Raw genomic sequence first — 19,300 nt, forward strand, 5'->3', positions numbered from 1 at the left:
CTTTTAAGCTGGCCGTTCAAAATAAAACACATCTATTTTATCTTTAATATTTTACTTTTCTTCTTCCCATTTATCCACTACTGATGTTGCCAGAGCGTTTCCTAAAACATTTGTGGCGCTTCTGAACATATCACAAAAGTGATCTATAGGCAATATTAATGCAATGCCTTCAATTGGAATTTTAAACATACCGCAAGTTGCTGCTACAACCACCAAACTCGCTCTAGGGACTCCTGCAATACCCTTACTGGTTAACATTAAAACAAAAAGCATTGTAAATTGAGTTGGATAATCAAGATGAACACCATAAGCTTGAGCAATAAAAATACCGGCAAAAGTCATATACATCATACTCCCGTCCAAATTAAAAGAGTACCCCAAAGGCAACATAAAAGAAACTATTTTATCTTTTACTCCAAACCGCTCTAATTCCTCGGTAAGTTTAGGAAAAACTGCCTCTGAACTTGTAGTTCCAAATGCTATAATCAATGGACCTATGATATGCTTTAACAATGTTTTCATTCTATTGCCCAGAAAAATGAATCCAATAGCAATAAGCACTAACCATAAAGTGCCGATACCTATAAGAAAAGAACCGAAAAATTTGAAATATGTAATGGCTAATTCCTGAAAATCTCTGACAGCGAATACTCCGGCAATTGCTCCAAAAACTCCTATTGGCGCAAATTTCATTACATAGTTTACCATTTTTAAAACGATATGTGAAGATCTGTCCAAAAAGTCTATAACCGGTTTTGCATATTCGCCCAATGAAGCCGCCGCCAATCCAAAGAATATAGAAAATATTACAATTTGTAAAATTTCATTAGTAGCCAATGCCTCAAAAAGGCTTTTGGGAACGATATGCTCTATAAAATTATCAAAAGATAAACTCTGCGTTTTTGCAGTTACATCCGAAACACTTGCTAAATCTATATTGGACAAATTTAATCCAACACCTGGCTGTAATAAATTCACATACAGCATTCCGATTAACAATGAAAAAAAAGAAGCCGTAAAAAACCATCCCAAGGCTTTTCCGCCAATTCTGCCAACTGCTTTTATGTCACCCAATTTTGCAATTCCAACCACCAAAGTTGTAAAGACTAATGGTGCAATAATCATTTGCACTAACCTAATAAAAATAGTAGCTAACATTTTTATTTTGGCACTAAATTCTTGCGCAGTTTCTACTACAGCAGAGTTATGAATTATGATGCCTAACACGGCTCCTAAGAGCATTGCAATAAGTATCTGACCAGTTAATCCTTTAAAAAATGATGTTTTTTTAGTTTCAGGCGTATTCATTTAATTAAATTCAAGGTTGATTTTCAATATTTAGCTCGTCAAAATACTGAATATATTTTTCTTCTTAAAACATCATCATTTTATAAAGCTGTCAGAAGGAATATTTGTTTTGAAATCATTTTCAGTTACAAATATGTTTTATTCAAAAGAAAGAAATCTGCCAAAACTATAGCTGCCATAGCTTCCACGATAGGAACTGCTCTTGGCACAACACAAGGATCGTGACGTCCTTTTCCAACCATCTCAGTAATATTCCCTTTGTTATCCAGCGATTCCTGTTTTTGCATTATAGTCGCCACCGGCTTGAAAGCTACTCGGAAATAAATATCCATCCCGTTGCTTATACCGCCTTGGATTCCTCCGGAAAGATTAGTTTTGGTAGTTCCGTCAGGATTGTACAAATCATTGTGCTCGCTACCTTTCATTTTAACACCTTCAAAACCGCTTCCAAATTCAAAACCTTTTACAGCATTGATAGAAAGCATAGCTTTTCCTAATTCGGCATGCAGTTTATCAAATACAGGCTCTCCTAAACCAATAGGCACATTTTGAATCACGCAGGTAACTGTCCCTCCTACTGTGTCTCCTTCTTTACGAATCTGACGAATATATTCTTCCATAACTGCAGCAGATTCTTCGTCTGGACAGCGAACTGGATTACTTTCTATTTTAGAAAAATCCAATTCCTGATAAGGTTTTTCAAGAAAAATTGGCCCTACAGAGGAAACATAAGCATTGAACTTTATTTCAGGCAGCATTTGCTTTGCAATCGCACCTGCTACAACTCTGCTTGCAGTTTCACGTGCAGAGCTTCGGCCACCGCCTCTGTAATCGCGGAAACCATATTTTTTATCATAAACATAATCAGCATGACTTGGTCTGTAATTATCTTTAATATGTGAATAATCGTCTGATTTTTGATTGGTATTCGGAATAATAAAACCAATTGGCGTACCTGTGGTTCTGCCTTCAAAAATTCCAGATAAAAACTGTACATCATCTGGTTCTTTACGCTGTGTAACTATCGCAGACTGACCTGGCTTTCTTCTCGACATTTCAAATTGAATTGCCTCCAGATCCAGCTGAATTCCTGATGGACAACCATCAATAATACCGCCCAAAGCTTCTCCATGGGATTCTCCAAAAGTGGTTACTCTATATAGTGTTCCGTAACTATTTCCTGCCATTGTATAAAATTTTAGGCAAATGTAAGTTTTATGAATTAAACTAAAAATTATAAATTAGTAATATTTCAGATAAAGCACATATAATATTGTTGCAAATTTCATTGGTTTTAATGTAAGCGAATAATAAGTTCTTAAATTTATAAATTATCCTTTATAACTTAAACCTGATTATTATTTTTAGAACAGAAAGACAAGGTATTTTCAGCAAGTATCATACCGCTTTCCGTTGCAAACAAAGTTCATTGAACTCCTATGGAAATAAATGTATTGTGAAGTAATCTCATGAGCCGAATACTTGTAAGATTGTAATTATTATTATCTATATTTGAAAATAAAGAAATCGGGACACTTATCAGACAAAGCTAACCATATTTAGGTGGATAGATCTGATTTTGTCAGATCTAAAAACGAGCTAGTAAACATTACCGAGCGCCACAAAAATATTAAAGTGGCAAATATTTAAAGAAATGAATAATGCCACATATTTATAGAATTGATAGTAGAATTAATATCGTAAAAAAACTTATTGAACCTTTTCAATTACAGTTAAATGAAATTGTAGAATCTGTTAAAATCCAAGGTAATGAATACTGGGATATCCTATATGCTGACGACACAGAACATTTTGTAGGCACGGTCTTTATCATTTTACAAAACTATATTAATAGTAGTATATCTGATTTATATCCAGAATTAGAAAAAATACATTTAAAATATTCACTCGGTACAAAAATTGAGAATACACAATCAACAAAAATTCAACTCATAGTTTCTATTGCGAATTATTATAAACATAGAGATTTACCATCTGTCTTACATAAATACACTTCAAATACTTTAAATGATTTAGGTATTGAATATAAGTATTTTTATGATGAGCAAAATGATAAATATTTTCACGAAGTTGGTTCTAATTCACCTGTATTTACAGGATTTACAAAGTTATCTGACTCTTGGAACTTCAATGACGTGATAGATGCAGTTTCCATATGGCGTGAAAATATGTGGGAGATTGAAGAGAAGTAAGTAACGTCTACTAACCCTCACTAACCAAAATAGCTGGATTTTTCTGACTTGAACGTTCGGTTTTCACGAAGAAACATTATCTTTAGCAGAGAGAACTAAGTCCGCTTTTACGCCACTTTGGTTAGCGAGCTAACGTTATGTTTCATTTACAGCAAAAAACGGTAAAAATGATGTTTTTAAAATGAAAACGGAAAATATAACATCTGAAAAAATTCAAAAAATAATACTTGAAAAGTACACAGGAAGCTTTATGAATAATTCCAAGTGGGTAAAGTTAATTCGAAAAATTGTTGAAAATTTCGACGTTATCAAAAAGTGTACTGTTAAGCTTATATATGATGATGAAATCAGATTATTGAACATAACTGGAGATGAACAATACGATTTAGATTTTTACTCAAACTCAATGGAAGGAATGTTAACTAATCCAATCGTTCCCGGCTGGACAGTTTACAAAGAAATCGAATGGATAAGTTTTCCTTACGATGCTGAAGTAGTACAGGATATATTGAAGATAAAGGAACAAATTCAAATGCTTGGTGAATTTAATGATGAATTAACAGATAACTATTATCGAATTTATGCGTACAAATAAACGTGCCATAACAGCTACAACAACGGATTTGGGCAATTGCCTTAATGGGAAGTTGGTTTTGTATTTGGGATGATTTACTTTGCCTGTTCGCTATCTCGGGTAGCAAATTCTAATAATAGGATAAATTTAGTCCCAAACCCAATCTAATATTAAGATATAAGACCATTCTCAATCCAAAACACAATAAAAAATCCATTCGTTATGCGAATGGATTTTTTATATAATACCTTTTTCGTTTATTTGTATTTATTAATTGCTTTAAGATATAGTTCCTCATAGATTGGCAGAATATTTTTAATATCAAATTGCTCTGCAACATGCAGTGCATTCTTTTTAAATTCTCTAAGAACACTATCGTCAATTAAAATTTTCAATGCATTTTTGGCCATTTCATTGACATCTCCAACATCACTCAAATAACCCGAAACACCATCATTATTTACTTCAGGTAAACCTCCCGAATTACTTGATATTACGGGAACTCCGCAAGCCATTGCTTCAAGTGCGGCCAAACCAAAACTTTCGGTTTCCGAGGGCAAAAGAAACAAATCTGTGAGGCATAAAATCCGGTCAATTTCATTGCTGTTCCCAAAAAAAATCACTTTATCCTGAATACCATATTTTCTGCACATCTTTTCGGCCTTTTCTTTTTCGGGACCATCTCCTACCATCATTAATTTGGCTGGAATTTCTTTTTGAATTTTATAGAATATTTTAATGATATCAGGAATTCGCTTTACTTTTCTAAAATTACTGATATGCGTAATGATTCTTTCATTATCATTGGCCATCACCGAACGGCTGCAGGGAATTGCAGGATCATATTCATTTTTATTTAATTCAATAAAATTTGGAATGACCTGAATCTTATTTTTTATATTGAATAATTTTAAAGTGTCATCTTTCAGACTTTGAGAAACTGAAGTCACATAATCCGATTTATTAATGCTAAAAGTAACTGCAGGCTTGTAAAAAGGATGATTCCCTACCAAAGTAATATCGGTTCCGTGAAGTGTAGTTACCATAGGAATATCAATTCCTTCGTCTTTGAGCATTTGTTTAGCCATATAGCCCGCATAAGCATGCGGAATGGCATAATGAACATGCAATAATTCTATTTTGTATAATTTTACCATATCCACCAGTTTGCTTGACAAAGCCAGTTCATAAGGCTGAAAATGAAAAAGCGGATATTCTGGAACGATTACTTCATGATAATGAACATTCGGATTTAACAATGCCAATCTCACCGGCTGACTATAGGTTATGAAATGAATTTCGTGTCCTCTTCTAGCTAATTCTAAACCTAATTCTGTTGCAACTACACCACTTCCGCCAAAAGTAGGATAACAGACAATTGCTATTCTCATATGCTTTTCTAATTGTTTTTTGGTTGTCATATATGATTTACAGATTACCATCGATGCAGTACTGCATTAAGGTTATGCTCTTTTCCTATATGACTTTTTAGTGTAACGAAAGTAAGGAGATTAGACGGGGTTTTTTACGAAAAAAAAGTTAAATTTTAACATTTTTCAAGCTTAGTTTCAAATGCCAAACAGTATTAATTTATTCCTTTTTTGCATGAGGGGTTGCAGTGGAGCTCTTTTTATATTTGGTCTCGTTTAAAAAACGAGACCAAATATAAAAAAGCGGGAACGTAAAACCCGGCCCGGAGTTTTTTACGGTGGGGCACGCACGCACAAACATAAATCAAGTAACTAAGTAAATCAAAATGCTGTTTACTTTAAGAAATATCAAATAAACAGAAGTTACTCCCAGAGCTTTTTTTGGTGAGGAGCTCTTTTTTTATTAATCCATTTATTCAATTTATAACATAGAAAAGCTGAACCACTACCTACAATGGCGCCTGCTAAAACATCTGTCGGATAATGTACGCCCAAGTACATACGGGAATAGCCAACTGCACCAGCCCATAAGAAAGACGGAGCAATAACATACCATTTCGGATATGCCATACTCAGTGAGGTTGCTGTTGAAAACGCAGAAGAAGTATGAGCTGAAGGAAAAGAATAGCTAGATTCTAAAGTAACATTCTCTATTTCAGGATACGTTTCATAAGGTCTATCCCTCTTGGTGATGCTTTTTAAAGCCAAAGAAATAAATGCCGAAGCGGCTAAAGATTCGCCAATAAAAATTGCCTTTTTCTTTGTGGTACTATCTTTTTCTATCAATCCAACCGCATAAATAATTATTGGAGTGCCAACACTGACAGGCATGGCACTATTGGTAATCCCAACCATTGTTGATTCAAGGCTGGTATTCCTGTTTAGATTTATTTTTTTTAAAAGATCAATATCCGAATTTTGGGCATTTGAAATTGAAAAACAAAAAAAGAATATAGAGAAGAAAATAAATTTTGACATATTTCGTCTTTTATTGAATTAAAAAAAACGGCTATGCCAGCTGTCCAAAGCAGGAACTTCCCAAGATTCGTTAAACTCTTCAATATTGTTAACCAGATTATTAAAAACAATTGTGTTTTCGGTAACGGCTTTATCTTTAACCATTTTTTTAAAATCAATCAATGGTTTGTGTGCAATGTGATCTCCAAGCTTGAAAGTTACATTCATTTTATCCAATAGATCAACATTATATTTTTTTTCCAAGCTTTGAATAAATTCTACTGAAGAATCAATAGAACAGCCTGTTGCCGCTTGCACTTCCTGATTTACTGCTATAATAATAAAACGGTTATACTTCAATAAATAAGAAGATTCAAGACTGGTCCCGTGTGCAGCCCATTCGTTAAGAAAGGATTGCAGGTCAGTTTCAATTTCAGAAAACTCGGCATCCGAAAATTTTCTATTCGATTGATAAATCCAAATTTTAGATTCTCCGGGTAAATTTTCAAAAGGAACGTACATGTTTTTTAATTTAAAATTTTAATTTAAGACTTGAAAATTACAAATCCTGGGCATTAGCAATTAATTCAGCAATATCCATTACTTTAACGTCATCTTCTCTTTCTTTATTTTTAACGCCGTCAGTTAACATTGTGTTACAAAAAGGACAGCCCGCCGCGATAATGTTTGGTTGCGTCTCAAGAGCATCTTCTGTTCTTTCTATATTAATTTCTTTATTACCTGGTTCGGCATCTTTAAACATTTGCGCGCCCCCAGCTCCACAACACAATCCATTAGCCTTTGATCGCTTCATTTCAATCAATTCAGCATCCAATTTTTGAATTAAATCTCTTGGTGCTTCATATACATTATTGGCTCTGCCTAAATAACAAGGATCGTGAAAAGCAATTCGTTTCCCTTTAAATTGCCCGCCTTCAATCGTTAATCGGCCAGAATCTAATAATGATTTAAGGAATTCAGTATGGTGCACTACTTCATAATGACCACCAAGTTCCGGATATTCATTTTTCAGAGTATTGAAACAATGCGGGCAGGCAGTAACAATTTTTTTAGCTTCGTAGGCATTTAGCACTTCGATATTCATCATGGCCTGCATTTGAAACAAAAACTCATTTCCTGCTCTTTTTGCAGGATCTCCAGTACAGCTTTCTTCGGTACCAAGAACTGCAAAAGAAACATTGGCACGATTCAATATTCGGACAAATGCTTTGGTTATTTTTTTTGCTCTATCGTCAAAACTTCCTGCACAACCTACCCAAAATAAAACTTCTGGCTGTTTTCCTTGGGCTAGCATTTCGGCCATTGTCGGCACTATTAAATTTTCTGACATTTCTTTTTGTTTAATCGTTGATTTGTTTATTTGTTGAATCGGCAAATCAGTTAAACGATTTACTAATTAAACAGTTAAACTATTATTCATTTTTCCAATTCAAACGGTCTTGCTGGCTGTATTGCCAAGGAGCGCCATTATTTTCAATATTAGTCATCATGGCATTTATAGGCATTGGAGCAGCACTTTGTTCCATTACAAGATAACGTCTCATATCCATAATAATTGAAAGCGGGCTAATGTTTACAGGACATTCCTCTACACATGCATTACACGAAGTACAAGCCCACAATTCCTCTGGAGTAATATAATCATTTAATAAAGTTTTATTATCTGGTACAAAAACACCTTTGTTTGCATCTATATTTCTACCGACTTCTTCAATTCTGTCTCTAGTATCCATCATAATTTTACGCGGAGACAATTTTTTGCCAGTTTGATTTGCCGGACAGGATGAAGTACAACGGCCACATTCTGTACAGGTGTAGGCATTCAATAATTGAACCCAATTTAAATCTTGAATATCACTGGCTCCAAACTTACTTGGAGCTTCATTTTCTGAAACTGGAGCTGCCGCAAATGGATCTGCATTTGGATCCATCATTAGTTTAACTTCGGCAGTTACAGAAGCTAAATTATCAAATTGTCCTTGCGGATTTAAATTGGCAAAATAAGTGTTTGGGAAAGCCAATAAAATATGAAGGTGTTTTGAAAAATATAAATAATTCATGAAAACCAAAATTCCAACAATGTGAAGCCACCAAAAACCTTCATTAAGCAGCATCACCAGCTCATTAGACATTCCATTAAAAACTGGAGCTATAAATTGACTTATTGGAAAAGATCCTGCTTTTATAAAATGAGAAAAACCTCCAGGCACATTTTGCAGATGCAGATCGGAAGCATTCATCAATAAAAACAAAATCATTAAAGTAATTTCAAAATATAAAATGTAATTGGCGTCACCTTTTGGCCAGCCTTTTAAATCCGAATGAATAAATCTTTTCAGCTTAATAACATTTCTTCTTATCAAAAATACTGTTACAGAAAATAGAACCAAAATGGCTAGAATTTCAAAAGAGCCAATTAATACATCATAAACAACTCCGATAGGAGCAAAAATTCTATGAGTTCCAAATAAACCGTCAATGATAATTTCCAATAATTCAATGTTGATAATAATAAAACCAACATACACTATAATATGCAGTATTCCAGCAATGGGACGCTTTACCATTTTGGATTGTCCAAGCGCAATCATAGCCATATTTCTCCATCTTGCTTTTGCATTATCAGTACGATTAACTGCAATGCCAAGATTAATATTTCTAATGATTTTTTTGACATTCAAATAAAAATATCCGAATCCAATAATCAATACAATGGCAAATAAAACATTACTAAGATAAGTCATGAAATTAGTTTTTTACTTTTGTTATAGAATCGTTTGGAGCAGCATACGGCTTATTTTTTTTGCCAAAAACAGAAACATTTACATAACGGGTTGGGTTCAGTCTTACATCCTGCAAAAGCAGCTCCAATTCTCTTGAAGTTTTTGCTAAATTTCCATATAAGGCATCATCTTTCATTAATTTACCCATTGTGCCTTTACCAGACTCTATGCCTTTCATTATGCCATCAACCTTAGTCAGTGTTGCATTCAAATTCCTAACGGTAAGACCTAAATCTGCTTTATTCAAAGAATCTGAAATCTTTACAAAATTATCCGAAACTTTATTAAAATTAGAAACTACTCCTTTCAGCTCTCCTTTATTTTCTTCTAAAATTACATTTGCATTCGATGCGGCTTTATGGAATTGCTCTATAGTTGCACTAAGTTCCGCTAAGCTCTTTTTTAAGTCCGCTTTGCCTTTGGTATCTAAAACTTCATTGAAACTAACAATTAACTGATCAGCGCTAGTCATTAATTTTTCAACTTTAGCCATAACTGGACTAACTTTGTCGCCTAGTGAGTCCATCAAACCCGATTGAATAACACCTTTTAGATAATCACCATTCTCAGCAATATTTTTATCTGTATAATCAGGACGAATAGCTAATTGCTTACCGCCAATTAGACTAGCGTCATAAATAGCTATTGTACTTGATTTAGATATTGGAAAATCTGTATTTACTTGTAATTCGACCAATAAAGTGCCTTTTTCAGTTATTGATATTCTTTTTACTTTCCCAATAATAAGTCCATTTATAGTTACAGGAGCTGATGGTGCAAGTCCCTCTACATTTTTATATTCTGAATAAAAAGTTTTGTAACTATTAAAAAGGTCTTTTCCTTTTAAATAACTGTATCCCCAAATGAATAATAAAATTGATGTTATAACTAAAATAGCAGTCTTTATTTCTCTTGTAATTTTCAAAATTTTTGTTTTTTTTAATGGGTAAATTTAATATAAAATATTCGAACTAATAATTATTTGATTGCTTCTTGAATGCTTATTTTTTTTCCGTTTTTGAATGCAATTAAAAAAGCTGAATCATATCCTTTGGATTTCACTATTTTCAATTGATTTTTGGCATTTTCATAGTCGGAAGTTTCTCCATAAAAGTATTTATAAACATTATCTTCATATACTGAAGACACATTTTTTAGTCCTTTAAAATTTTTAGACTGTAAGGCTAATTTATTCTTACTGGCTGCAAATTGGATTTTGAAAATTGAACCTAGAGTGTCCTTTTTAACAACCACTTTATCAATCGACTGGTTTTCAGTATTTTTAACAAGATTACCGCTAAGTATTTGTGAAGATTTTATGTCAAAATTTCCCATTCCCCTATCTTCAAAATTTTCATTTTTATAACTTACTATAGCATCTGCAATAGCTTTGGCAATATCATTTTGGCCATTTTCGGATTCTAGAAAAGATATATCAATCGGACTAGAAATAAAACCAATCTCAATTAAGACTCCAGGCATAACAGATGCGTCCAAAACCCATAGAGGTTCTTGTTTTATTCCTCTTGATTTTATCCCAGAAGAATTTGAAAAATTCTTCTGTATCTTATTTGCAAAACCAATACTGCTCGTTAAATTATTTTCTTGCACCATTTTCAACCCAATTAATGTTTCTGGGTTATTTGGGTCAAAACCCTTATATGCTTTCTTGTAATTATCTTCTAAAAAGATTACGGAGTTTTCTGCTTTTGAAACTTCAAAATTCATATTTGATCTTGACATCCCCATTACATAAGTCTCGCTTCCATTTGGCGCTGCACTTTTGTTTGAGTTGCAATGAATGGAGACAAATAAATTTGCATTAGCGCGATTCGCAATTTTTGCTCTTTCTCTAAGTTCAATGAACTCATCAGTTTTGCGAGTATGTATCAAATCAATACTCGGATTTTGTTCTAATATTTTACCAACTTTTAATGTAACGGCCAAGGTTATATCTTTTTCTTTATAGCTATTAGATTTTGACCTTGCTCCAGGATCTTTGCCGCCATGACCCGCATCCAAAACAACTTTGAATTTTGAAGTCGATTGTGCAAAGCTTGGAAATGATAAACTAAAGATTGTAAAAAATAAAGTTATAGTGATCTTAAATTCATTTTTTGAAAACATAATTTTAAAAGTTAATAATTATAAGACTTCATCATAAGTTTTACCATAAATGCATTTATTGGTGCCATCTTCAAAAACGAGCGAGACATTTTGCAATCCCATAAAATTTATTGGCTCCATCGCCAATTTATTTTTACTGCCAAAAAGCTGTATTTTATAAATTGAACCCAGAGTATCTTTTTTAATTAAGTTCTTAGTTTCCTTTGGAGTTTCAGAATCTTTTACAGGATTCTCTTTGAGTATTTGAGAAGGTTTTTCGCCTAAGGTTTCTGCTCCTCCATCACCAAAATATTCATATTTATAACTGATTATGGCATTAGCAATAGCTCTGGCAATATCATTTTGTCCATCCTCAGAATTTAACAATTCACCTTCTGTAGGATTAGAAATAAATCCTGTCTCAATTAAAACCCTAGGCATATAAGCTTTGTGCAAAACCATGAAAGGAGCTTGTTTCACACCTCCATGTCTTAATTTCTTACCTATTTTGGCAAATTCATCTTCAACTTTACTTGCCAATGCAATACTGTTTTCCAAATATTCCTCCTGCATCAAAGTCATGCCAATCATTGTTTCTGGGGAGTTGGGATCATAACCTTCATATTTTTGTTTGTAATCTTTCTCCATCGTAATTACGGCATTTTCCTTTTTTGCCGCTTCAAGATTTGATGCAATTTTATTCATACCCATTACATAGGTTTCGGTACCATCGGCAGCGGTGTTTTTATTTGCATTTAAATGTATTGAAACAAAAATATTTGAATCAGCTCTATTGGCAATGTTAGCACGCTCTACCAAATCAATAAAAACATCAGTTTTTCTAGTATATATAACATCTATTTTTGGATAAGATTCCAAAATTTTACCTACTTTCAAAACAATCGCCAATGCAATATTTTTCTCAACTCTTCCGCTATAATTCGCCCCAAAATCATGCGCTCCGTGACCCGCATCTAATGTGACTTTAAAATCATTGGACTGTCCATAAATATCGGACATTAACATCATTATTAAAAATGTAAATGCAATTTTTATATTTTTTGATATATCCATCTAATAGTTAATTTTATTACAAGAGTTCTATTATAAATTTATGTTTTGATTATTTTTGCCGAAAAATATAGTAATTTTGGCGCAAATATATTCGTGTCTTCATTTTACAAAAATAGCATTTAAACCTTTGCATACAAACTTATTTAATATCGTTTTACTATCAATTTTCCTATCTCTAGGTTGTTCTAATTTATATTCTCAAGATATAAAAAAGAAACAGACTTCTATTCCTGCTAATAAACAAGAAGTTAAGAAACCTATTAATGATACGTCAGATAAAAACCCTAAAGCTGAAACCCCTACCGATACTGTCAAATTAGACACAATTAAAGTTAAAAAAGCTTTCCTGAACGGGCAGGTAAAATACAAAGCTGATGACTATGCAAAAATTGAGCAAAAGAAAAAGCTCATTACTTTATATGATAAAGCTGAATTATATTACCAAGATGTTGAATTGAAATCAGGTATTATTGTCCTAAATTATGAAAAAAACGAGGTCTATGCAGGCCGAATTAAAGATTCTCTTGGCAATTACACCCAATTTCCAAATTTCAAACAAGGGTCAAATGAAATACAACCAGATTCTATACGCTTTAATTTCAAAACAAAAAAAGCTTTAATTTGGAATTCCAGGACTACTCAAGGGGAATTTAATGTTAAAGCGGCAATTACCAAAAAAGAAAATGATTCTGTTTACTTTCTTAAAGGCGCTAGATTTACTACAGCAAAAGACGTTGATAATCCTGAATATTATTTTCAAACCAATAAAATAAAATTTATTCCGGGTAAAAAAATCATAACTGGTTCTACCTACATGGTCATTGCTGGAGTTCCAACCCCAATATACATGCCTTTTGCTTATTTTCCATTATCAAAAGAAACAAGCGTATCGGGAATTATCCTGCCTTCTTATAATGATTCTAATACCAAAGGTTTTTCACTGCAAAACGGAGGTTATTATTTTGCGCTAAGCGACCATTACAATTTAACCGTTGTTGGAGATTACTACACCAATGGAAGTTATGCATTGGGAATGCAGTCATCATATGCGAACAGATACCATTTTCAAGGAAACTTTAATGTTAGATTCGAGAACAATATTATTAGTGAAAGAGGATATCCTGATTATTCTAAAACAAAAATATACAATATTCAATGGTCGCATTCACAAGACTCAAAAGCGAATCCAAACTCAACATTTTCTGCTTCTGTGAATTTAGGAAGCAGTGAATACTTCAAAAAAACCATCAATCAAGTCAATGTTGGATCTTCATTAAACAACTCATTGAGTTCTTCAATCTCATATAGCACAGTATTTCATTCAGTACCAGAAAGCAGAATGTCGCTTACAGCAACTCACTCTCAAAATACAAATACAAAAGTGATTAATATGACCCTTCCTACGCTGCAATTTAGCGTTGACCGTATTTATCCGTTTGCAAAAAATGATGGAGCAAAAAAAGGTTTTATCAAGAATGTAAATTTGCAGTACAACTTAAATGGAAAAAACAGCTTCATTACAACTGATTCACTGTTTTTTAAACCCCAAATGTTCCAAAATGCTGATATTGGATTTCAGCATTCCATTCCTTTAAGCACCAACTTTAAAGTCTTTAAATATTTTAGCGTTTCAACATCTTTAAACTATGATGAAGTTTGGTATTTTAAAACTATCGAAAAACATTATGACAATCAATTAGCTAAAGTGATTACTAACGATGTAAAAGGTTTTGATGCTTTTAGAACATATTCTTCATCAACCAGTATAGGAACGACAATTTATGGAACTTTTAATTTTGGTGATGATAAAAAAATAAAATCAATCAGACATGTAATGAGACCTGCAATTTCTCATAGTTACACTCCGAGTTTTGAAAAATATTATGATACCTATGCAATTGACGGCAGCGGTGGGATGCAAAAAGATTACACCCGATTTGAAGGCGGTATGTATGGATCACCCGGCCTTAATAGTTCTAATTCCATTGGATTCAACCTTAGCAATACTTTTGAAGCAAAAGTTGCCGACAAGGATACTACCAAAACCGAAGCAAAAAAAATAATGCTTTTGAACAACTTAAATTTTTCTACCAGTTATGACGTAAATGCCAAAACGCTTGCATGGGCTCCCGTAAGAGTAAGCGGTGGAACACAATTTTTTGACAATAAACTGAGCGCTAATTTTGGAACAACTTTGGATCCTTATGCAATTGATAATTCAGGAAACAGAATCAATACCTTCAATATCAATAATGGCGGCAGTCTTTTTAGAATGACAAGCGCAAATTTAACAATGAATTACTCTCTAACCAGCAAAGGTGATAAAAAAGAAAAAAAGGACTCGCAGGCTGCAAGAAACGGAGGCCGGGAAGATGATTTGTTTGGTTCAGATATCGATACGGGAAGCTATAGAAAAAACAGTCAATTTGACGATGATAATAAAAATGAAGACGCCGTTACTGAATTCTTTAGATCAAAACTGCCTTGGGATATGACATTTGCCTATTCCTTAACCTATGGAAATAACAATAGAGAGAAAAAAATAACTGGAAATTCCATTATGATTTCGGCTAATACTGATTTAACTCCAAAATGGAAAGCAGGTATTTCTACAGGTTTTGATTTTGTTCAAAAAGGTGTTACTTTTACTCAATTGCGTTTTGAAAGAGATTTAATGAGCTGGAGAATGGATTTTAACTGGACTCCATTTGGAACAAATACAAGCTGGAATTTCTATATCGGAATCAAATCAGGCGTTCTTAGTGATATTAAGTGGGAAAAAAGAAAGCAAAACTTCTAGACTTCATTTAATTTAGCTGTAGCTAATTCTCCAAATATGACAAATATTTATCTTTAATCCTGATTGCTCAATTGCTCTCGTAATTGCATTTGTTTTTTTCTTAAAAAAAGTAAAAATAAAGTACAGAGTAAGAACCATATTTACTAAAAATACCTAATGCGATTGCTTCTGAAATATTATATAATTTAAAAATCATTCTCATATGAAGACAATAATCTATACCGAAAAAGCTCCAGCACCGATTGGCCCATACAACCAGGCTGTTTTAAAAGGGAATACTTTATATACATCTGGTCAAATTGCGCTAAATCCCGCTACAATGGAATTAGTGGTAGACAACATTGAATCGGAAACGAAACAAGTGATGGAAAATATGAAAGCTGTTCTTGAAGCTGCAGGAATGACTTTTGAAAATGTAGTAAAGACTTCCATTTTTATTTCAGATATGAACGATTTTGGAAAAATCAATACTGTTTACGGATCGTATTTTAATGAAAAAACCGCTCCAGCTCGTGAAACGGTTCAAGTGGCATGTTTGCCAAAAAATGTAAATGTAGAAATCTCTATGATTGCAGTGCTATAGCATTTATTAACAATTGCGCTGTTGCTTCATTTGTTGCTAACGGTACATTGTGTACGTCGCAAACACGTATAAGCATGTTAACATCTGCTTCGTGTGGGTGGCTTGAAAGAGGATCTTTAAAGAATAAAACCATCTGTGTTTTACCCTCGGCAACCCTTCCGGCGATTTGTGCATCACCTCCTAGCGGACCCGAAAGCATTCTTCTGGTTTTAAAACCTGCTTCTTCAGCTCTGCCTCCGGTAGTTCCTGTTGCTATAAACTGTATCTTTTCCTGTTGCAGCACTTCACGATTTTTAATCAGAAATTTTACAATATCTTCTTTTTTTCCGTCATGAGCAATAATTGCGATCTCCATACCTTAACTATTTGCTACGTGATAAGCAATTAAACCATCGATAGGTCTTCTTAATACATTGCCTAACTGCAGTTCATACTTTTCGAAAATTTCAGCTAATTCTTCTTTTAAATAAAAAGCAATAGAACCAACAAAATGCACTGGCACTTCCTTACAGTTTTCATACTGCTTAATATAATTTTTAATAAAAGATTTCATTGCCTTAAATATTATCTTACGGCAAAATTCATGTTCTTTGTGCTGAATTAAAAATTTAGCAAAAGTGGCAAGATAAGCATTTGGGTTTGGCTCTTTGTATAATTTATTTTTGATGTAATCAGGTTCCAAATTATATTCTTTTTCAAAAACTTCAGCCAATTCTTTTGGCATTTTATTAAAATAGTATTTTCTGATTAACTCTTTTCCAAAAACATTACCGCTGCAATCGTCCATTGCAATATAACCTAATGACTGTACTTTTTGCTCTAAAACAGCACCATTAAAGTAACTGCAGTTTGAACCTGTGCCAAGAATGCCAACAATTGCACTTTCTCCTTTTGGAGTAGTCGCAAAAACAGCTGCATAAGTATCTTCTTCAACAACCACTATAGCATTCGAAAAATATTCTCTGAAAATTTCAGAAAGCATTCTTTTCATTCTGTCTGTTCCGCAGCCTGCACCATAGAAAAATAAGTGTGTAGCAGTTTTTTTATTCTGTAATATATCAAAACGGTCATTTAAGCGTTCAACAATTTCATCACCGTTTAGAATTTCTGGATTTAAACCTAATGTTTGTGTGGTAAACATAACTTTTCCGTCATCATCTATCGCAATCCAATCTGCTTTAGTAGAACCACTGTCAACTATTAATTTCATATTATTTGGTTTGTTTTATTGGTTTATGGTTTTTTGTTTTCCATAACTGCAGCAGTATTTTTTAAAGATACCTAAGAAAACAAAATAACAAAATCCCATTAATTTAAAATTAATGGGATCTCGTAAAATTATAATTTTTATTTTAATGAAGAGATATGAACAGCCAAATCAATTAATTTGCTTGAATATCCGTATTCATTATCATACCAAGATACCAATTTAAAGAAAGTTGAATTTAAACCAATTCCTGCAGTAGCATCAATGATTGAAGTTCTTTTATCAGAAATAAAATCTTGAGATACAACAGCATCTTCAGTATACCCTAAGATACCTTTCAATGAAGTTTCAGAAGCATTTTTCAAAACAGCCATAATTTCTTCATAAGAAGTTTCTTTGGCAACTTTTACAGTTAAATCTACTGTAGAAACGTCAGCAGTAGGAACACGGAAAGCCATACCTGTTAATTTTCCATTCAATTCTGGAATAACTTTTCCAACCGCTTTTGCAGCTCCAGTTGATGAAGGAATAATATTTATTGCTGCAGCACGACCGCCTCTCCAGTCTTTTCTAGAAGGTCCGTCAGCAGTCATTTGAGTTGAAGTTGTAGCGTGAACAGTTGTCATTAAAGCTTCAACAATTCCAAAATTATCATGAATAACTTTAGCCAAAGGAGCTAAACAGTTTGTAGTACAAGATGCGTTAGAAACAACTAGATCAGAAGCTTTTGCAGTTTCGTGGTTAACTCCCATTACAAACATTGGAGCATCTGCAGATGGAGCAGAGATAATTACTTTTTTAGCACCGCCTTTAATGTGCTCATTTGCAGTTTCAATAGTTGTGAAGATACCTGTACACTCAGCTACTACATCAACATCAACTTCATTCCATTTCAAATCTGCTGGATTTCTTTCGGCAGTGATACGGATATTTCTTCCGTTTACATAAAGTTTTCCTTCTTTAACTTCTACAGTTCCGTCAAAACGACCGTGAACTGAATCATATTTTAACAAATAAGCTAAATGATCAACATCTAATAAATCGTTGATTGCCACAACTTCTATATTATCTCTGTTGAAAGATTCTCTGAAAACAATTCTTCCAATTCTACCAAATCCGTTTATTCCTAATTTTACTTTTGACATTGTATTTAATTTAAATTATTTTTATTTTATTTTACTTTCTTTTTTTTCGATTTTATATCGACATAATATCTGATACGCGAAGTAATTCCTGATCAATTTCTGTATGTCCTTTAATAGCTTGTTCTAAAGGTGTAAGTGCTATTTTATCAGCCAATAAACCAACCATATAGTTAGATTTTCCTTCTAATAAACATTCTACTGCTTTTACTCCCAAACGGCTGGCCAAAACTCTGTCAAAACATGACGGTGCTCCTCCGCGCTGCATGTGGCCTAATACAGATACACGCACATCATATTCGGGAAAATTTGACTCAACATAATCCTTTAACTCAAAAACCGTTTTACCAATTTTATCTCCTTCAGCAATTACAACTATACTTGATGATTTACCCGCTGCCTTGCTTTTTCTCAAAGAATCCAACAAACGATCTAATCCTAAATCCTCTTCTGGAATAAGAATTTCTTCAGCACCGGCACCAATACCGGCATTCAATGCTATATGCCCAGCATCACGTCCCATAACTTCAATAAGAAACAATCTGTTATGTGAACTGGCAGTATCACGAATTTTATCAATTACATCAACAACTGTATTTAAAGCAGTATCATAGCCCAAAGTATGGCTTGTGCCAAATATATCATTGTCAATAGTTCCAGGAATTCCCATTACTGGAAAATCATATTCTGAATTAAATAACAAAGCTCCTGTAAAAGAACCGTCACCGCCGATTACTACTAAAGCATCAATACCAGCTTTAACAAGGTTTTTATGAGCTTTTTCACGTCCTTCTGGAGTTTTAAAATCCATTGACCGTGCCGATTTTAAAATAGTCCCTCCTTTATTTACAATGTTATTTACGCTTCGGGGTCCCATTTCTTTAAAATCCCCTTCAATCATTCCTTGATAGCCTCTATAAATACCAACACATCCTATGTTATGAAAAGCACATGTTCGCACAACAGAACGAATAGCGGCATTCATTCCTGGAGAGTCTCCTCCAGAGGTAAGTACACCTATCTTTTTTATTGTTTTTGACATTTTTTTAAGTATTAAAGTGTAAATTTAGCAAATATCAAAGATATTTTAGGGGTGCTTTCT

At 33.3% G+C, this 19,300-nt stretch carries 18 protein-coding genes; 4 read left to right on the top strand and 14 right to left on the bottom strand.

What is annotated here, in order from left to right; all coding sequences use genetic code 11:
- Positions 1–51: 51 nt before the first annotated feature.
- Positions 52–1,308, bottom strand: a complete 1,257-nt coding sequence (locus AC1DVP_RS12415; RefSeq protein WP_477183789.1) for a dicarboxylate/amino acid:cation symporter — start codon at positions 1,306–1,308, stop codon at positions 52–54.
- A 125-nt stretch (positions 1,309–1,433) separates the two neighbouring features.
- On the bottom strand, positions 1,434–2,495 hold the full coding sequence (aroC, locus tag AC1DVP_RS12420) for a chorismate synthase (RefSeq protein WP_477183790.1): 1,062 nt from the start codon (positions 2,493–2,495) through the stop codon (positions 1,434–1,436).
- Positions 2,496–2,969: 474 nt separating this feature from the next.
- Between aroC and AC1DVP_RS12425 the strand changes: the two genes are divergently transcribed.
- Entirely contained in the window at positions 2,970–3,521 is a 552-nt protein-coding gene (locus tag AC1DVP_RS12425; RefSeq protein WP_477183791.1) for a hypothetical protein, read from the top strand.
- A 250-nt stretch (positions 3,522–3,771) separates the two neighbouring features.
- Complete coding sequence (locus AC1DVP_RS12430; protein ID WP_477183792.1) at positions 3,772–4,116, top strand: hypothetical protein; 345 nt, start codon at positions 3,772–3,774, stop codon at positions 4,114–4,116.
- A 236-nt stretch (positions 4,117–4,352) separates the two neighbouring features.
- On the opposite strand, the gene bshA is transcribed toward AC1DVP_RS12430, so the two are convergent.
- From bshA to AC1DVP_RS12470, 8 genes are all read right to left on the bottom strand, one after another.
- On the bottom strand, positions 4,353–5,486 hold the full coding sequence (gene bshA, locus AC1DVP_RS12435; protein WP_477183793.1) for an N-acetyl-alpha-D-glucosaminyl L-malate synthase BshA: 1,134 nt from the start codon (positions 5,484–5,486) through the stop codon (positions 4,353–4,355).
- 402 nt (positions 5,487–5,888) lie between these two features.
- Positions 5,889–6,503: a phosphatase PAP2 family protein gene (locus tag AC1DVP_RS12440; protein ID WP_477183794.1), complete on the bottom strand. Its 615-nt coding sequence runs from the start codon at positions 6,501–6,503 to the stop codon at positions 5,889–5,891.
- Between the two features lie 18 nt (positions 6,504–6,521).
- Positions 6,522–7,004 (bottom strand): ABC transporter ATPase, encoded by a 483-nt coding sequence (locus tag AC1DVP_RS12445; RefSeq protein ID WP_315152086.1) that lies wholly within the window; start codon positions 7,002–7,004, stop codon positions 6,522–6,524.
- A 37-nt stretch (positions 7,005–7,041) separates the two neighbouring features.
- A complete protein-coding gene (locus tag AC1DVP_RS12450; RefSeq protein WP_477183795.1) occupies positions 7,042–7,833 on the bottom strand; it encodes a (Fe-S)-binding protein in 792 nt (263 codons plus the stop codon).
- An 82-nt stretch (positions 7,834–7,915) separates the two neighbouring features.
- Positions 7,916–9,247 carry a 4Fe-4S dicluster domain-containing protein gene (locus AC1DVP_RS12455; RefSeq protein ID WP_477183796.1) on the bottom strand — a complete coding sequence of 444 codons (1,332 nt, stop codon included), beginning with the start codon at positions 9,245–9,247 and terminating at the stop codon, positions 7,916–7,918.
- Between the two features lie 4 nt (positions 9,248–9,251).
- Positions 9,252–10,211: an MlaD family protein gene (locus AC1DVP_RS12460; protein WP_477183797.1), complete on the bottom strand. Its 960-nt coding sequence runs from the start codon at positions 10,209–10,211 to the stop codon at positions 9,252–9,254.
- A 53-nt stretch (positions 10,212–10,264) separates the two neighbouring features.
- Positions 10,265–11,413 carry an N-acetylmuramoyl-L-alanine amidase family protein gene (locus AC1DVP_RS12465; protein ID WP_477183798.1) on the bottom strand — a complete coding sequence of 383 codons (1,149 nt, stop codon included), beginning with the start codon at positions 11,411–11,413 and terminating at the stop codon, positions 10,265–10,267.
- An 18-nt stretch (positions 11,414–11,431) separates the two neighbouring features.
- Positions 11,432–12,412 carry an N-acetylmuramoyl-L-alanine amidase family protein gene (locus AC1DVP_RS12470; protein ID WP_477183799.1) on the bottom strand — a complete coding sequence of 327 codons (981 nt, stop codon included), beginning with the start codon at positions 12,410–12,412 and terminating at the stop codon, positions 11,432–11,434.
- Positions 12,413–12,593: 181 nt separating this feature from the next.
- Here AC1DVP_RS12470 and AC1DVP_RS12475 point away from each other — a divergent pair, with 181 nt between their 5' ends.
- Complete coding sequence (locus AC1DVP_RS12475; protein ID WP_477183800.1) at positions 12,594–15,266, top strand: putative LPS assembly protein LptD; 2,673 nt, start codon at positions 12,594–12,596, stop codon at positions 15,264–15,266.
- Positions 15,267–15,468: 202 nt separating this feature from the next.
- Positions 15,469–15,849 (top strand): RidA family protein, encoded by a 381-nt coding sequence (locus AC1DVP_RS12480; RefSeq protein ID WP_477183801.1) that lies wholly within the window; start codon positions 15,469–15,471, stop codon positions 15,847–15,849.
- Here the strand turns inward: AC1DVP_RS12480 and AC1DVP_RS12485 are convergent.
- The 4 genes from AC1DVP_RS12485 to pfkA form a co-directional block, all read right to left on the bottom strand.
- Positions 15,830–16,204: a methylglyoxal synthase gene (locus tag AC1DVP_RS12485; protein ID WP_477183802.1), complete on the bottom strand. Its 375-nt coding sequence runs from the start codon at positions 16,202–16,204 to the stop codon at positions 15,830–15,832. The genes AC1DVP_RS12480 and AC1DVP_RS12485 overlap by 20 nt on opposite strands.
- Before the next feature lie 3 nt (positions 16,205–16,207).
- Entirely contained in the window at positions 16,208–17,059 is an 852-nt protein-coding gene (locus AC1DVP_RS12490; protein WP_477183803.1) for an N-acetylglucosamine kinase, read from the bottom strand.
- Between the two features lie 137 nt (positions 17,060–17,196).
- Positions 17,197–18,201 carry a type I glyceraldehyde-3-phosphate dehydrogenase gene (gap, locus tag AC1DVP_RS12495; RefSeq protein ID WP_477183804.1) on the bottom strand — a complete coding sequence of 335 codons (1,005 nt, stop codon included), beginning with the start codon at positions 18,199–18,201 and terminating at the stop codon, positions 17,197–17,199.
- Positions 18,202–18,253: 52 nt separating this feature from the next.
- The gene (pfkA, locus tag AC1DVP_RS12500; protein ID WP_477183805.1) at positions 18,254–19,240 is read right to left on the bottom strand and encodes a 6-phosphofructokinase; all 987 of its coding nucleotides are present in this window, start codon (positions 19,238–19,240) and stop codon (positions 18,254–18,256) included.
- Between the last annotated feature and the right edge of the window lie 60 nt (positions 19,241–19,300).

Source organism: Flavobacterium sp. P3_A6 (genome assembly GCF_056403035.1).

Coding starts and splice junctions, on each gene's coding strand:
- AC1DVP_RS12465 (WP_477183798.1), bottom strand. CDS start 11,413: ATGTTTTCAAAAAATGAATTTAAGATCACTATAACTTTATTTTTTACA.
- AC1DVP_RS12415 (WP_477183789.1), bottom strand. CDS start 1,308: ATGAATACGCCTGAAACTAAAAAAACATCATTTTTTAAAGGATTAACT.
- aroC (WP_477183790.1), bottom strand. CDS start 2,495: ATGGCAGGAAATAGTTACGGAACACTATATAGAGTAACCACTTTTGGA.
- AC1DVP_RS12485 (WP_477183802.1), bottom strand. CDS start 16,204: ATGGAGATCGCAATTATTGCTCATGACGGAAAAAAAGAAGATATTGTA.
- AC1DVP_RS12455 (WP_477183796.1), bottom strand. CDS start 9,247: ATGACTTATCTTAGTAATGTTTTATTTGCCATTGTATTGATTATTGGA.
- AC1DVP_RS12440 (WP_477183794.1), bottom strand. CDS start 6,503: ATGTCAAAATTTATTTTCTTCTCTATATTCTTTTTTTGTTTTTCAATT.
- AC1DVP_RS12450 (WP_477183795.1), bottom strand. CDS start 7,833: ATGTCAGAAAATTTAATAGTGCCGACAATGGCCGAAATGCTAGCCCAA.
- AC1DVP_RS12445 (WP_315152086.1), bottom strand. CDS start 7,004: ATGTACGTTCCTTTTGAAAATTTACCCGGAGAATCTAAAATTTGGATT.
- AC1DVP_RS12425 (WP_477183791.1), top strand. CDS start 2,970: ATGCCACATATTTATAGAATTGATAGTAGAATTAATATCGTAAAAAAA.
- AC1DVP_RS12430 (WP_477183792.1), top strand. CDS start 3,772: ATGAATAATTCCAAGTGGGTAAAGTTAATTCGAAAAATTGTTGAAAAT.
- pfkA (WP_477183805.1), bottom strand. CDS start 19,240: ATGTCAAAAACAATAAAAAAGATAGGTGTACTTACCTCTGGAGGAGAC.
- gap (WP_477183804.1), bottom strand. CDS start 18,201: ATGTCAAAAGTAAAATTAGGAATAAACGGATTTGGTAGAATTGGAAGA.
- AC1DVP_RS12480 (WP_477183801.1), top strand. CDS start 15,469: ATGAAGACAATAATCTATACCGAAAAAGCTCCAGCACCGATTGGCCCA.
- bshA (WP_477183793.1), bottom strand. CDS start 5,486: ATGAGAATAGCAATTGTCTGTTATCCTACTTTTGGCGGAAGTGGTGTA.
- AC1DVP_RS12470 (WP_477183799.1), bottom strand. CDS start 12,412: ATGTCCGATATTTATGGACAGTCCAATGATTTTAAAGTCACATTAGAT.
- AC1DVP_RS12490 (WP_477183803.1), bottom strand. CDS start 17,059: ATGAAATTAATAGTTGACAGTGGTTCTACTAAAGCAGATTGGATTGCG.